The organism is Streptomyces plumbidurans, assembly GCF_019857225.1.
GTDB classification, from domain to species: domain Bacteria; phylum Actinomycetota; class Actinomycetes; order Streptomycetales; family Streptomycetaceae; genus Streptomyces; species Streptomyces plumbidurans.
In genome coordinates, this window is sequence record NZ_JAFJSY010000054.1 from 13999 (window position 1) to 26911 (window position 12913).

The 12913-nt window shown below is 66.9% G+C and carries 9 protein-coding genes and 4 pseudogenes; 7 read left to right on the forward strand and 6 right to left on the reverse strand.

Annotation, left to right across the window (positions count from 1 at the left end):
* Positions 1 to 165: 165 nt before the first annotated feature.
* The 3 genes and pseudogenes from JYK17_RS41275 to JYK17_RS28620 form a co-directional block, all read right to left on the reverse strand.
* Positions 166 to 795 (reverse strand): annotated as a pseudogene (locus JYK17_RS41275) (GNAT family N-acetyltransferase); the annotation flags it as partial.
* A gap of 212 nt (positions 796 to 1007) precedes the next feature.
* Positions 1008 to 1676 (reverse strand): Type 1 glutamine amidotransferase-like domain-containing protein, encoded by a 669-nt coding sequence (locus JYK17_RS28615; RefSeq protein ID WP_108012578.1) that lies wholly within the window; start codon positions 1674 to 1676, stop codon positions 1008 to 1010.
* Between the two features lie 146 nt (positions 1677 to 1822).
* The gene (locus JYK17_RS28620) at positions 1823 to 2434 is read right to left on the reverse strand and encodes a TetR/AcrR family transcriptional regulator (protein ID WP_222811494.1); all 612 of its coding nucleotides are present in this window, start codon (positions 2432 to 2434) and stop codon (positions 1823 to 1825) included.
* Positions 2435 to 2578: 144 nt separating this feature from the next.
* Here JYK17_RS28620 and JYK17_RS28625 point away from each other — a divergent pair, with 144 nt between their 5' ends.
* From JYK17_RS28625 to JYK17_RS28640, 4 genes are all read left to right on the forward strand, one after another.
* Positions 2579 to 3313: an SDR family NAD(P)-dependent oxidoreductase gene (locus tag JYK17_RS28625; protein WP_108012580.1), complete on the forward strand. Its 735-nt coding sequence runs from the start codon at positions 2579 to 2581 to the stop codon at positions 3311 to 3313.
* 9 nt (positions 3314 to 3322) lie between these two features.
* On the forward strand, positions 3323 to 3976 hold the full coding sequence (locus tag JYK17_RS28630) for an NADPH-dependent F420 reductase (protein ID WP_261996259.1): 654 nt from the start codon (positions 3323 to 3325) through the stop codon (positions 3974 to 3976).
* 1216 nt (positions 3977 to 5192) lie between these two features.
* Positions 5193 to 6440 carry a polymorphic toxin-type HINT domain-containing protein gene (locus JYK17_RS40745; RefSeq protein WP_234547267.1) on the forward strand — a complete coding sequence of 416 codons (1248 nt, stop codon included), beginning with the start codon at positions 5193 to 5195 and terminating at the stop codon, positions 6438 to 6440.
* A gap of 9 nt (positions 6441 to 6449) precedes the next feature.
* Positions 6450 to 6869: a hypothetical protein gene (locus JYK17_RS28640; protein WP_128804271.1), complete on the forward strand. Its 420-nt coding sequence runs from the start codon at positions 6450 to 6452 to the stop codon at positions 6867 to 6869.
* 160 nt (positions 6870 to 7029) lie between these two features.
* Here the strand turns inward: JYK17_RS28640 and JYK17_RS28645 are convergent, their stop codons facing one another.
* Positions 7030 to 8310, reverse strand: a complete 1281-nt coding sequence (locus JYK17_RS28645) for a tyrosine-type recombinase/integrase (protein ID WP_108012582.1) — start codon at positions 8308 to 8310, stop codon at positions 7030 to 7032.
* Positions 8310 to 8486 (reverse strand): annotated as a pseudogene (locus tag JYK17_RS28650) (helix-turn-helix domain-containing protein). Before JYK17_RS28650 ends, JYK17_RS28645 begins: the two are co-directional and overlap by 1 nt.
* Before the next feature lie 93 nt (positions 8487 to 8579).
* Here JYK17_RS28650 and JYK17_RS28660 point away from each other — a divergent pair.
* Positions 8580 to 10758, forward strand: a pseudogene (locus JYK17_RS28660) (MMPL family transporter).
* Here the strand turns inward: JYK17_RS28660 and JYK17_RS41280 are convergent.
* Positions 10687 to 11635: pseudogene (locus tag JYK17_RS41280) on the reverse strand (SDR family oxidoreductase). The pseudogenes JYK17_RS28660 and JYK17_RS41280 sit on opposite strands and share 72 nt — an antisense overlap.
* 340 nt (positions 11636 to 11975) lie before the next feature.
* Between JYK17_RS41280 and JYK17_RS28680 the strand changes: the two are divergent.
* A complete protein-coding gene (locus tag JYK17_RS28680; RefSeq protein ID WP_128804274.1) occupies positions 11976 to 12419 on the forward strand; it encodes a hypothetical protein in 444 nt (147 codons plus the stop codon).
* Between the two features lie 104 nt (positions 12420 to 12523).
* Positions 12524 to 12913 (forward strand): TraR/DksA family transcriptional regulator, encoded by a 390-nt coding sequence (locus JYK17_RS28685; protein ID WP_108012584.1) that lies wholly within the window; start codon positions 12524 to 12526, stop codon positions 12911 to 12913.

Below are 12913 nucleotides of genomic sequence, written 5' to 3' on the forward strand. Positions count from 1 at the left end.
TTTGATTGTTCGGCCCTTTCTCTCAGCGCCGTGCCTGTCGCACACCGCTGACACCCTCGGCGATCGCTTCCTTGGTGGTGCACCGGGCGACACAGTGCCACCCATGGTGACGATACGTAGCGCCGGACCAGGGTGTTCAACGGATGAGCGCCGAGCGACTGCCACCTACTCGCGCGGGACGAGGTCGGGGTGGCAGGGCACGATCACTGTCTCGGCGCCGGCTGCTCGTGCGTGTTCGACTGCCACGCTGATTACCGTCCGGGCGAGGGTGTGCTGTCTGTCGACTCGTACTAGTCCGAGGACGTTGGACCCGAAGGGGTCGGGCGGTCCTTGGCTGAGTGCGGTTTGGTCATTGGAAGAACCAGTGCCCGCTGCATGGACCAGTTGGAGGTGGGCGCCACCGTCGTCGACCGTACGCTCCGCGGCAGTTGTGGAGGTGGGGCCAAACACGTAACGCAGGCAGTGCAGGCCACTGGACTGGACCGTTCCGTCGGCTTGGGCGCCCAGGCGGCGTAGGACCGCGATCGAGGCTTCGTTGCCGGGCAGGACGAATGCGTAGACGGCGGGGAGTGACAGGCGACGAAACGCCAGGTCCTGGCATGCGCGGCCTGCTTCGCCGGCGATTCCACGGCCCTGGGCGCGTGGGTGCAGGGCGAAGCCGAGGTCGACGCCGAAACGGGGCCGATTTCGCAGTCCCACCTGGCTGAGAAACGCATGTGTTGAGGCATCCCTGACCGCGAAGTCGCCATACCCGTGTCTGGTCGAGTGGGCAACCTGATCGTCGCACATGGCCTCGGCCGCAGACCGGCTGTCCGCTCAGCCGGTCGCCAGCCATCGCATGACGCTTTCCTGACTCACCACAGCTTCGAAGAGGTCTTCGCTGTCGTCCCGGCGTATCGGCTCCATCAGCAGCCTCCGGGTACGCAGAACGGGTCCGCCTAACGGGGCCACTCAACAACTCCTCTCGACCAGCAGGCGTATGTCGGGGGCTACGGCTACGTGTGGGGTCAGGGGTGGAAGCGCCAGCGGCCTTCGGAGAGGACGTTCAGCGTGCCGTCCTTGATGTGGATGGCGGTGTCGTCGTCGATGAAGTAGATGGGGAAGTCGGCGCGGGCGGCGATGCGGTCGGCCCAGGCGTCGTCCCGTTCGGGGAAGTCCGGCGAGCCGAGGTGGGGTTTGAGGTACCAGTCGAAGAGGCCGAGCGGCGGCTCCAGGGTGGTCGCGCCGAGCACATGGAGGTCAGGGGTGTCTCCGATGACGTCGGCGGAGTGCGCGGTGAGATGACGGCTGAAGATCATTGATCCGGCGCTGACACCCACATAGACCCGCTCCTCCAGCGCTTCGAGGAGGCCGTCGGCCAGGTTGTTGCCCGTGATGCTGCGGGCGAGATGGTAGTGGTTGCCGCCCTCGACGTAGACGACGTCGGCGTTCAGTAGCCGGTCGAGCACCAACTGGCGCGGCAGGCCGTTGAGTTCCAGGATGTCGAACTGGCGCCAGCCGAGGCGGTGCAGCCTGTTCATGTGTTCCACGACCCATCCGTGGTCGCCGGGCTCGGCGAGTGATGCGGTGGGCACGTACACGACGTTCGCAGATCCGAACGGCTTTCCCAGCATGTCCCGCAGCGCATCGAGCAAGGTCTCGTTGCGCAGGCCGCTGGACGTCAGCAGAAGGTTCATCGGGCGAGCCAAGCATGGAGTGCGAGCGCGCGCAACGAAGATCAGGGCTTCGTCTGCCGGAGTGCAGGGCCGCTTGGGAGGGGCGGCCCCGGACGTGTCACCGCGGTACCCAGTGGCAGCGCGCCCGGCGCGGGCAGTGGGCCGGGTCAGCTGGACGCTTCCGCCCGTTCCCGGTGATCGCCCGCTGTGTCCGGGAGGGCGTTGTCGATCAGGACGGCGGCGATCGCGGCGGCGGTGGGGAAGGCGTCGGCGTTGAGGACCCGGGTGCGGGCGGCGGCGCCGTCGATGAGCAGTGCGAGCTGCTCGCCGAGCTGTTCGGGGTCGGTGGCGCCGGCCTCGCGGGCGGTGTCGGCGAGCCGGGCAGCGACGGCCTTCTTGTAGTCGTGGGCGTACTGGGATGCGGGGTGCTGGGGGTCGTGGAGTTCGACGCTGGCGGCGATGTAGGGGCACAGAGGGGTGGTGGGGGGAACGTCGAAGGCGGCGAGGAGCCGTTCGCGGGGGGCTAGATCGGTGCGGTCGAACACGTTGGACAGGACGGAAGGGTCGAACCGGCGCAGGTACTCGGCGACGAGCTCGTCCTTGTTGGTGAAGTGCTGGTAGGCGGTGCGCTTGGACACCTGTGCGGCCGCGCACAGCTGGTCCATGCCGGTGCGGTTGATGCCCTGCTCGCGAAACAGCTGCTGAGACGCGCTGAGGATGCGCTCGCGGGCGCCGCGGCCGCGGCGCCGACCCGTGGGGCCCTTCTCCAGATCCGTCATAGGTCGATCGTACCGCAGTCGGGTAACGGCCGGTGTACATAGTTTGCGCGTCGGCCGCCCAGCCCGTACCGTAAGCACACAGGGCGGTGTACTTAACGTCCTCGCCCCAGGTACGTACGGCATAACCGACTCAAGGAAATGACCATGGGAAAGCTCGAAGGCAAGGTCGCGGTCATCACGGGCGCCACCGACGGCATGGCGCTGGCCGGCGCGAAACTCTTCGTCGAGGAGGGGGCGCACGTCTTTATCACCGGCCGCCGCAAGGACGCCCTTGACCAGGCCGTACAGCAGATCGGCCGCAATGTCACCGGCGTCCAGGGCGACGCCGCCGACCTGGACGACCTGGACCGTCTGTTCGACACCGTCAAGCGGGAGAAGGGAAGCCTCGACGTGCTGTGGGCCAGCGCCGGCGGCGGCGAGCCCGCCCCGCTCGGCGAGATCACCGAGGCCCAGTTCGACACGTGGTTCGGGCTCAATGCCCGCGGCACCCTGTTCACCGTCCAGAAGGCCCTCCCGCTCTTCAATGACGGCGGCTCCATCCTCATGACCGGCTCCAACGCGTCCCTCGGCGCCTTTCCCGGCTGGAGCGTCTACGCCGGCAGCAAGGCCGTCCAGCAGGCATGGGCCCGGGTCTGGCTCAACGAGCTCAAGGACCGCCGCATCCGCGTCAACGTCCTGACGCCGGGTCAGGTCGCCACCGCCAAGCAGGAAGAACTCTTCGACGAGGACACCATGCGGCAGTTCGAGTCCCTCATCCCCCGCGGAAAGATGGGCCGCCCGGACGAGATCGCCACCGCCGCCCTCTTCCTCGCCTCCGACGACTCCAGCTACCTCAACGGCCAGGAACTCGTCGTCGACGGCGGCACCACCGCCATCTGAAACACCCAACTGGCAACCAAGGAGGGACACTTCATGAGCAGCATCAGCATCAGCATCATCGGCACCGGGAACATGGCCCGCACCATCGGCGCGCGGGCGATAGCGGGCGGCAACACCGTCGAGGTCATGGGCCGGGATGAGTCCAAGGCCACCGACCTGGCCAAGGCTCTCGGCGACGGCGCCACAACGGGGGAGTGGGGCACCGCCCCGGCCGGGGACATCGTCATCCTGGCCCTGTTGTACGACGGTGTCGTGCCGACCGTCACCCAGTACGGAGACGCTCTCGCGGGCAAGGCCATCGTCGACATCAGCAACCCCTTCAATGCCACGTTCGACGGGCTGGCCCACAGCGAGGAGACCTCTATCGCGCAGCGAGTCGCCAAGGTGGCCCCCGCCGGCGCCCACGTGGTGAAGGCGTTCAACACCATCTTCCGCCACGTCCTGGAGAAGGGACGGCCCGACGTCTTCATCGCCGGCGACAACGCGCAGGCCAAGGCCGACGTGAAGGCATTCATCAAGACCCTCGGCATGCGCCCACTGGACGTCGGCGCCCTGAACATGGCGCACTGGCTGGAGGGAGCGGGCGTGGTCACGGTTGGCCTCGCCAACCACGGAGTGGGGAACCTGGACTTCGCCCTCAGCATCACTGAACTGCCTGCCTGAGGGGTCGGTTGACGAGCCATCAAGAGCCTGGCTTCGGATCTGACGTTCGCCGCGGCACCAAGGCAATGGAAAGCCGGCAGCGTGAAGCTGCGAGACGGTCCGGCCCCCCGGGGATCGACAGCTCGACTTTCTCCACACCGAGCGCCAACTCCCTGCCGCAGGCGGCCATTTAGGGCGGCACCTGGCCGCATGGCGTGCACGAGGCCGGGCCGAGGACAAGCTGCACATGGGGCTGGACAAATTGCGATCGCAGAACCAGCTGGAGGTCATTTGAGCGAACGGGACATGGCGCGGCGTCTGTCTTGTCTGAATCTTCAGTGCTCCGCGTATGGCTGGGGCCGTGCCGGCACCGGCACGGCCCCAGCCATACGCATCAATGGCGCGTCAGCGCGGCCCCCCCCCCCGTACTGGCAGAGCTGGAGCTACGACGCCACGGGCGCCCGCCCCCAGCAGGTGGACCACGCCCCGTCGGGTGACACCTCCCACGACACGACCGCCACCTACACGCCGTACGACGCGGGCAAGGGACCGGCCCACGCCGTGGCCCAGGTGGACAAGGTGACACCGGGCGACCCCGCGTCCAACACCACCAACGCCTACACCTACGACGAGGACGGCAACGCCCTCACCCGCACTACCCGAGCCAGCACCGAGACCCTCCACTACGCCGACGAGAGCAACCTCTCCGAACTGTCCTCGGCAGGCTCCGCCGACGACACCAGTAGGAGATCACCCGCAAGAAGGACGCCACCAGCGCCGACGGAGTCCGTTGCATCTCCGTCGCCGGCGAGATCGTGGCCACGCACTCCTCCGACGGCAAGTTCACCTACCTGATTCCCGACCGCCAGGGCACCGGCACTCTGGCGATCGACTCCCAGACCCAGCAGGTGGTGCGCCGCCAGTACAAGCCCTTCGGCGAAGCGCGAGACCCGTCCGAAACCTGGACCGCGGTCCTCTGCTCGACACGGGTTCGCCGCAGTCCTGGAACGCCTACGACTACGCAGACGACACCCCGGTCACCACTCCCGACCCCTCCGGAAGCTGTGCGGAAGCCGACTGTGACACCCCCAACTGCCCCAACCGCACACCCACCGACACCAACCCGCACGCGCCGGCCCTGACCGACTACGCCGGCTCGGGCAGCACCGTCAACAACACCAAGGCGTACGGCAAGCAGTACAAGGCAGAGATCAGCACCAGCGCATCCGACACCCGGGTGCAGGAGCGCGCCCTCGAGCGGCAGAAGGCCACCGCCGATGCCGCCGTCGCCGCTGCCAAGAAGCAGGCATCAGGCTTCAAACACCGCCTACTCAGCCTCGTTGCAGACGTCATCGGCCTGACTGACGCCTACAACTGCTTCACCAAGGGCGACGTCATGGGCTGCATCAACACCGCCCTGACCGCCGTCCCTTGGGGCAAGATCTTCAAGGCCGTGAAGGTGGGCGTAGAAGCTTTCAAGGTCTGGCGCTCCCTGGACCGTGCCTACACCGCGGTCAAGGACGCGGAAGAGGCAGCGAAGGTAGCCGAGGACGCCGTCGCATCTGAACGCCTTTTTGCGGAGGCGGGCAAGGCGGAGAGCGCTGGGGCCGACGCGGCTGAAGACGCCGCTGGCTGCGTGGCCCACAGCTTCATACCCGGAACGGCGGTACGCCTGGCCAACGGTTCTTCCAGACCGATCAGCAAGGTCAAGGTCGGCGATACCGTCCTGGCCACGGACCCGCAGACGGGCGTCACCGCGCCGGAAAAAGTCCAGCGTGTCATCGTCACCAGGACGGACAAGGACTTCACGACTCTGGCATTGGACACGGTCCCCGTACGTGGGCCGCCGCACAAGACCCACAGCGACGAATCCACATCCCACACCCTCACCACCACTTGGCACCACCCCTTCTGGGACGCAACGCGCCACCGCTGGACCGACGCCCACGACCTCACCGCCGGTACAAAACTCCGCACCGAGACCGGCACAACGGTGACGGTGACGAAGGTTCACAACTTTCACCAGCACCAGACCACCTACGACCTCACGGTCGGGGACCTCCACACGTACTATGTGTTGGCGGGAGCCACTCCGGTCCTGGTTCACAATTGCGGAGAAGGAACGGCCACGGTCTACTTGGACCCGGTGGAAAAGCACGCGACCGTGAAGGTTGAGACAGCGGATGAGGCGCTGCATACCGAACAAGTAGGCGTCCCCGGTACGGATGCAGTGCCCGCGATTCGCACGGAGCCGCACGCGCCCACTACGATCAGGGTGCGGATTCCATTGCCAAACCCGGGAGGCGCTCTAGCCTTCCAGGAAGTGACTTTGGGGAGGAATCTTGGGCGCTACAACGTCGACAGTCGAAGTTGTGTTACGTACCGTGCTGAAGTTCTACGCGCAGGAGGGGTCACAGATCTCCCGGATATGTCGTCATCCATTGAGCTGACGAAGTACTTGATCCGGCGACACAATGCCGGGTGACAGGGGAAGATGATGTCAGTACCTGAAGAGTGGGCATGGCTGGAAGAGATGCCCGAGGGATGGCCAACCCCGGCGGAAATCACCGGTCCAACAGCAGTGCCAGCCACGAACCTGGTCCTTCTGATGTTGAGTAGCGAGATGCTCGGCAACGATCTGGTGGAACTAGTTGGTGAATTCATCGCCGAGGACGCCAGGTTCAACAGTTGGATTGGTGCGGAAGGAAAGCATGAGCTATCTATGCGTCAAGTAGCTGAATGTTCCGCACTGCTCCGGGAGTGTACAAAATCGATTTACGAGGCGTGGCACGACTTCTCTCTGGTGTATGAGAGGGCGCAGCGGGCAGCGGGTTCGTCTTTGCCTGAAAGGCGTGCACTGTTCGTCAATCTCAAATCTGCATCCGAGAAGTTGCGCAATGCGAGAATGAAGTGAGATTGCTCGCGTGGTGCATCAAATCCGGCAGGTTTGCATGGCGGCTGATTCGGCCTAGCTCTAGCGTCATCCATTGGCGCTCCAGCGGAATAGAGGGGCCTCGCGAGAGTCGATTCTGGCGAGGCCCCTCGGGCGTTTGACGGCAACGCTGACGGCAACGTCAGCGGACGACGGCTGCGGCGGGTGGGTCGCCAAGGTCGTCGTCGGTCGCATCGAGTGCGTTGCCGAGGGCGTTGATGGCTTGGCGTTGGAGGCGGAGGCGTACGTGGGCGTAGACGCCGGCGGTGACGCCGATGTGGGCGTGACCCAACAACTCCTTGATCACGACGAGGTCGACGCCCTGTTCCAGAAGCAGGGTGGCGGTCGAGTGCCGTAGGTCGTGGAACCGGATGCGGCGGAGCCCGGCCCGGTTGAGGAGTCTGCTGAAGCTGCGGGTGAGGTTGGCGGGTTCGAGAGGGCTGCCGGTGGGGGTGGTGAACACGAGGCCGTTGTCCGACCAGTCCATTCCCGCGGCCCGGCGTGCTTCCTCCTGTTGTTCCCGGTGAATCTTCAGCGAGTCGATGCATTCGGTGGGGAGGACTATGCGACGTTCGGATGCGCGGGTCTTGGTTTGCAGGACGGTCAGTCCGCCGGTGCGGGTGTGCTGGAGGGAACGGTGGATGGCGGCGGTTCCCGTGTTGAGGTCGAGGTCGTCCCAGTGCAGCCCGAGAAGTTCGCCCTTGCGGAGCCCCGTGCGCAGGGCGAGTTCGTACAGGGCGTGGAGCCGGTCGCTGCTGGCCGCGTGGAGGAACTGACGGGCCTCGCTCGCGGTGAACGGCTTGAAGCGCCGGGGGCGGGGTGCCGGGCTCTTGACATTTCGGGCGACGTTACGAGGAAGGTCGTCTTCGCGGACGGCGTGTTCCAGGGCGGACTTGAGGACCGAGTGGACGTAGGTCACGGTCAGCGGGGAGAGCCGCTTGTTGCAGCACTGGCCGATGGCGCAGCAGGAGCGCCGGTCGGTGTCGCGTCCCTGGGTGTAGCACTGGCAGGTGACGCGGAGGCGGTCGAGGAAGGTGCGGACGTCGCGGGCGGTGAGCCGGGCAAGCTTCTTTGCCCCGAGCCCGGGGGTGAGATGGAGGCGGACGCAGGCGGCGTAGCGGGTGTGGGTGTTCTCCCGCACCTGGTGGACGGCGACGCCGTTCAGCCAGTACGTCAGGTACGCGCTGACGGTGTTGTCGGCCGCCGCGACGGGCAGGCCAAGGTTGCTGGCGGCTATCTTCTCGGTGAGCTTGGCGAGGGCTTCCTTGCGGGTGGTGCCGTAGACGCGGATGCGCTTGCGGGTGTTGCCGGGGGCGAGGACGTACCCGGCGGCTTCCCAGCGGCCGTCCTTGCGCTGGTAGACAGTTCCGTCACCGTTGGCGCGGGTACGCCGGGAGGCGGGGGTGTCTCGGGGCGCGGTCATCAGGCGGCGGCTTCCTGTTCTGGCGGGTGCGGATGAAGTCGGTGAGGGCGTGGGCGGGGATGCGTCGGGAGCGGCCGAGGGTGATTGAGGCGAGCTGGCGGGTGCGGAGCAGGTCGTAGACGGCGGAGCGGCCGAGTTGGAGGCGGGCCATGCTGGGGAACCGTCAGCAGGTCCAGCGCTGGCTCTGTCTCCGGGTGGAGGACCGTGGGTGGGGGGCGAGGTCATCAGCAGCCCCCTTCGGCGATGAACCGGCGTTCCAGCTCTCTGCGGTGCCAGACGGCGGCGGCCAGGAGCACGGCGCCGGAGCTGTAGCCCGAGCCGAGGTAGGTCCAGTGGCCGACGACGAGGGTGGTGTCCGGGTCGTGCTCGTGTTCGTCGCCGAACACGGTCAGCAGGTCACCGCCGCCGCCAACCGCTCTGCCATCGGCAAACTCGTCACCTCGGTGACCGACGGGTCGCAGGTCGCCGGCGCGACCAGTCCGTTCGGTACGAACGCCGTCAGCAAGGACAAGTCGACTGCGTACGTCACCGTCACCTACAAGGTCGCGAGCGACGATCTCACGGACGCCAGCAAGACGGATCTGACCAAGGCGGTTGAGCAGGCCCGGGACGCGGGCCTGACCGTCGAGGTCGGCGGCTCAGCGCTGGAGACCGATTCGGGGGACGGCCTGGGAGAGGTACTGGGCGTTCTCGTCGCCGCCGTGGTGCTGCTGATCACCTTCGGTTCGCTCGCCGCCGCCGGACTGCCGCTGCTCACCGCCATCCTCGGCGTCTGCGTCAGCCTGGCCGGGATCACCGCCGTGAGTAGTGCCTTCGGATTCTCGTCCACGGTCGGTGAGTTGGCGATGATGCTCGGCCTCGCCGTCGGCATCGACTACTCCCTGTTCGTGGTCTCCCGTTACCGTGAAGAGCGGTCCAAGGGACACCAGCCGCAGGAGGCTGCCGCCCTGGCCGCGGGCACGGCCGGGAGTGCGGTCGTCTTCGCCGGGCTCACCGTTGTCATCGCTCTACTGGGCCTCTCCGTCATCGGCGTCCCGATGCTCACCAAGATGGGTATCGGCTCGGCAGGCGCCGTAGTGGTCGGAGTCCTTGTCGCCCTGACTGCGGTGCCGGCGCTCCTGGGCTTCTGGCCCAATGCGGTACTCGCGCGCCGTGACCGCAAGGGCGTACGCCCCGCCCGGTTCAAGCTGTTCAGCCGCATCGGCAGGACCAGGACGAGCGGCACAAGTGCCAAGGAACCCACGGGTGTTCGCTGGGCGCGGTTCGTGGGTGCGTCGGCCGGTGCCGGTCCTGCTCCTGTCGGTGATCGGCCTCGGCGCGCTCGCGGTGCCGTCGCTGGACCTGCGAATGGGCATGCCCGGTGACGAGGCCAAGTCGACGTCCACCACGGAGCGCCGCGCCTACGACGACCTCGCCCAAGGTTTCGGACCGAGCTTCAACGGCCCATTGACAGTGGTCGTGGACGCCAGGCACGCCGATGATCCGAAGGCGGCCGTGTCGGCGGTCTCCGCAAAACTGGCCGCTACAAAGGGAGTTGTCTCCGTCTCACCGGCACGGTTCAACGAGGCGAAAGACACGGCAGTGATCTCCGCCGTACCGTCGACCGCGCCCACCAGCCGGCAGACGCAGGACCTGGTGCACACCATCCGCAGCGAGCGCGGCGCGGTCGAATCGGCCACCGGCGCCGACTTCAAGGTCACCGGCACCACCGCCCTGAACATCGACGTGGGCCAGAAGATGCAGGACGCCCTCATCCCCTACCTCGCGGTCGTCGTCGGTCTCGCCTTCGTCCTCCTGATGCTGGTCTTCCGCTCGATCGTGGTACCGCTCAAGGCTGCGCTCGGCTTCCTGCTCTCGGTCGGCGCAGCGCTCGGCGCCATCGTCACGGTCTTCCAACAGGGCCACGGCGCCGGCTTCTTCGGCGTCGACGAAACCGGTCCGATCATGAGCACCATGCCCTTCTTCCTGGTGGGCATCGTCTTCGGACTCGCCATGGACTACCAGGTCTTCCTGGTCTCCCGGATCCGCGAGGCGCACATCCACGTGCAGAGGCCCGGCCAGGCCGTCGTCAACGGCTTCCGGCACAGTGCCCTGGTGGTGGCGGCCGCAGCGCTGATCATGATGGCGGTGTTCGGCGGGTTCATGACGGGCGGCGAATCCATGGTCAAGATGGTCGGCCTCGGGTTGGCCAGTGCCGTCTTCTTCGACGCCTTCGCCGTCCGTATGGCATTCGTGCCCGCGGTCCTTGCGCTGCTCGGCAAGCGGCCGCTCACCCTCGGCCTGGGAAGGAGTCTGTTCGCTCATGTCTGCCTCACTCACCGTCATCGATGCTCATGTCGTGCTGGGGTTTTCGAGGGGCCACCGCCCGGATACGTTTCACGGGGTGTCCGTCTCGCCTCCGGTGACCGCGAGGACCTCTCCCGTGATGAAGCTGGAGTCCGCGTCTGACGCCAGGAACACGTAGGCCGGGGCGATCTCCTCCGGTTGCGCCGGCCGGCTGATCGGGGTCTCGCTGCAGACCTGGGCCAGATCCTCGGGCGGCATGTGCCGGTCGGCGGCATTCAGAAGGGTCCACGTCGGGCCGGGCGCCACGACGTTGGCCCGCACTCCCCGCTCCGCCAGGTGCGGGGCGATGGACTTGGTGAAGGCGACCAGAGCGGCCTTGGAGGCCGCGTAGTCGATCATGGTGGTGCTGCCCTTGAGGGCTTCCTCCGTGGCCGTGGCGATGATCGCGTCGCCTCGTCCAGGTGGGGGAGGGCGGCCATGACCAGATGGAAGTAGGCATAGGCGTTCGTCTTGAACGTCCGGTCCCAGTCCTCGGCCGTCAACTGCTCCAGGCGCAGCTTGCTGTTGAGGTAGGTGGCGTTGCTGACCAGGATGTTCAACGCGCCGAGCTCCTCGACAGTGCGCTCTACGACCTCCCGGCAGAATTGCGCCTCGCACAGATCGCCGGGCGCAGGAGGCACCTGCGGCCCTGCTCCTCGACGACCTGCCGGGTCTCCTCGGACTCGGACTGCTCACCGGGGAGGTAGACGACTGCCACGTCGGCGCCTTCCCGCGCGTAGGGCAGGGCCACGGCCCTGCCGATGCCGGAGTCCCCTCCGGTGATGAGCGCCACCTTGCCGGTGAGCTTGTCCGGCGCCCGGTAGCGCTCCGCCCGGTACCGCGGCCTGGGATCCATGTAGGACTCCAGCCCCGGCGGGTCCTGCTTCTGCTCCGAGAGGGGCGGAGTGGGCTCCGAGGAGACCAGCGGAGGGGCGCCGGACTGGTCCTGTTCCTGGTCCTGCATTGTGGCTCCCTGAACGGGGCTTCGAGATACGACCATGACGGGCGCCGGGTGCCCTGGCTCGGCGAGGGAAAAACGGGAACGGGCGGCAGGGCAGGGTGTGAGCCGGCTCTGGTGACCCGCACATCAGGCGGCGTGGTCGACCGCCTCGGCCGCGGAACTCCGGCGTCGACGACGGGCCCGGGCCCGTCCGGTGGCGGTGTGCCAGCCCACCCCCACCAACCTGCGTGGCCAGGTCGCCCGGGGCGACAGGAGGCCAGTCCGGCGACGGAGCCAAGCGCTGCCGCGGCCGTTGCGTCGCCCGGCAGACCTTTGCCATCCCGCTGTATCGAATGTGATCTATCCTCAGCCCTTCACAGCCGGAAGAGGGGGATCAGACATGGAGTATCGGATCGGCGACGAGGTGATCGTCTCCTGTGAGCCGGTGAGCGCGCGGGTCGTTTCTGTGAATGTGACCCATATCCGTCTCCACTGGCCCTGTGGAGAGATCGACAACTCGACGCAATTTCGCTGGGACGGCACATTCCAGATCCCATGGGGCAGCTCAAGCAGCGAGTGGGTGCCGTATCGCATTGAGCCGCCACCTTCTGCCCTTTGTGGAGGAGACGTGTGCACCGTGTCGATCCCTCCCACTCGACTCTGCGTGGGGCATTACGAGGAGTACGACCCTCCCCGCAACCTCGGTTGGACTCCGGCCCCCACCGCCGGTATCTATGTCGTGCCTCCGGAGAGCTTCGACGTGGAGGAGGTGGACGAGACCACAGGGTGCATGCTTTACCTCGGCGGAGCCGAGCCCCATCGAGTGGAACCTGTCCAGGACTGAGCGGACGCGATGATGGCCGCTGACCAGCACGTCCGCGAGCTGTAACGGCGACTGGTCGCTGCCGTTGGCCGCGAAGACTGCCATGCAGAGGAAGGGCAGAAGAGATGAGCGTCGAAGAGCCCCGCAACTCGGTCGGTTCAGCCGAAGCGGAGGAGTTGCGTGCGCGGCTCGTCGAGCAGGCCGGCGCTCTGCGTCGGCGGCTCGACGAACGGGCGCTCAAGGAGGAGGAGTTGCGAGGCGACTGCCTCCTCGACGCGGCGGATGTCAGCTCGGCGACCGAGGCGCTGCGGCAGCACCAGGCGGACACGGAGAACGACCGCAGGCTCCTGGCGCGCGTCGAGAGCGCACTCGACCGGCTGGAGAACGGCGGGTTCGGGTACTGCGTGCGCTGCGGTACGGAGATCGACCCCGAACGTCTGCAGGCGCTTCCGCACATCGAGCACTGCCTGCGCTGCCAGACAGACCTGGAGAAGTCTCAGTCCGCCTCGCGTTGA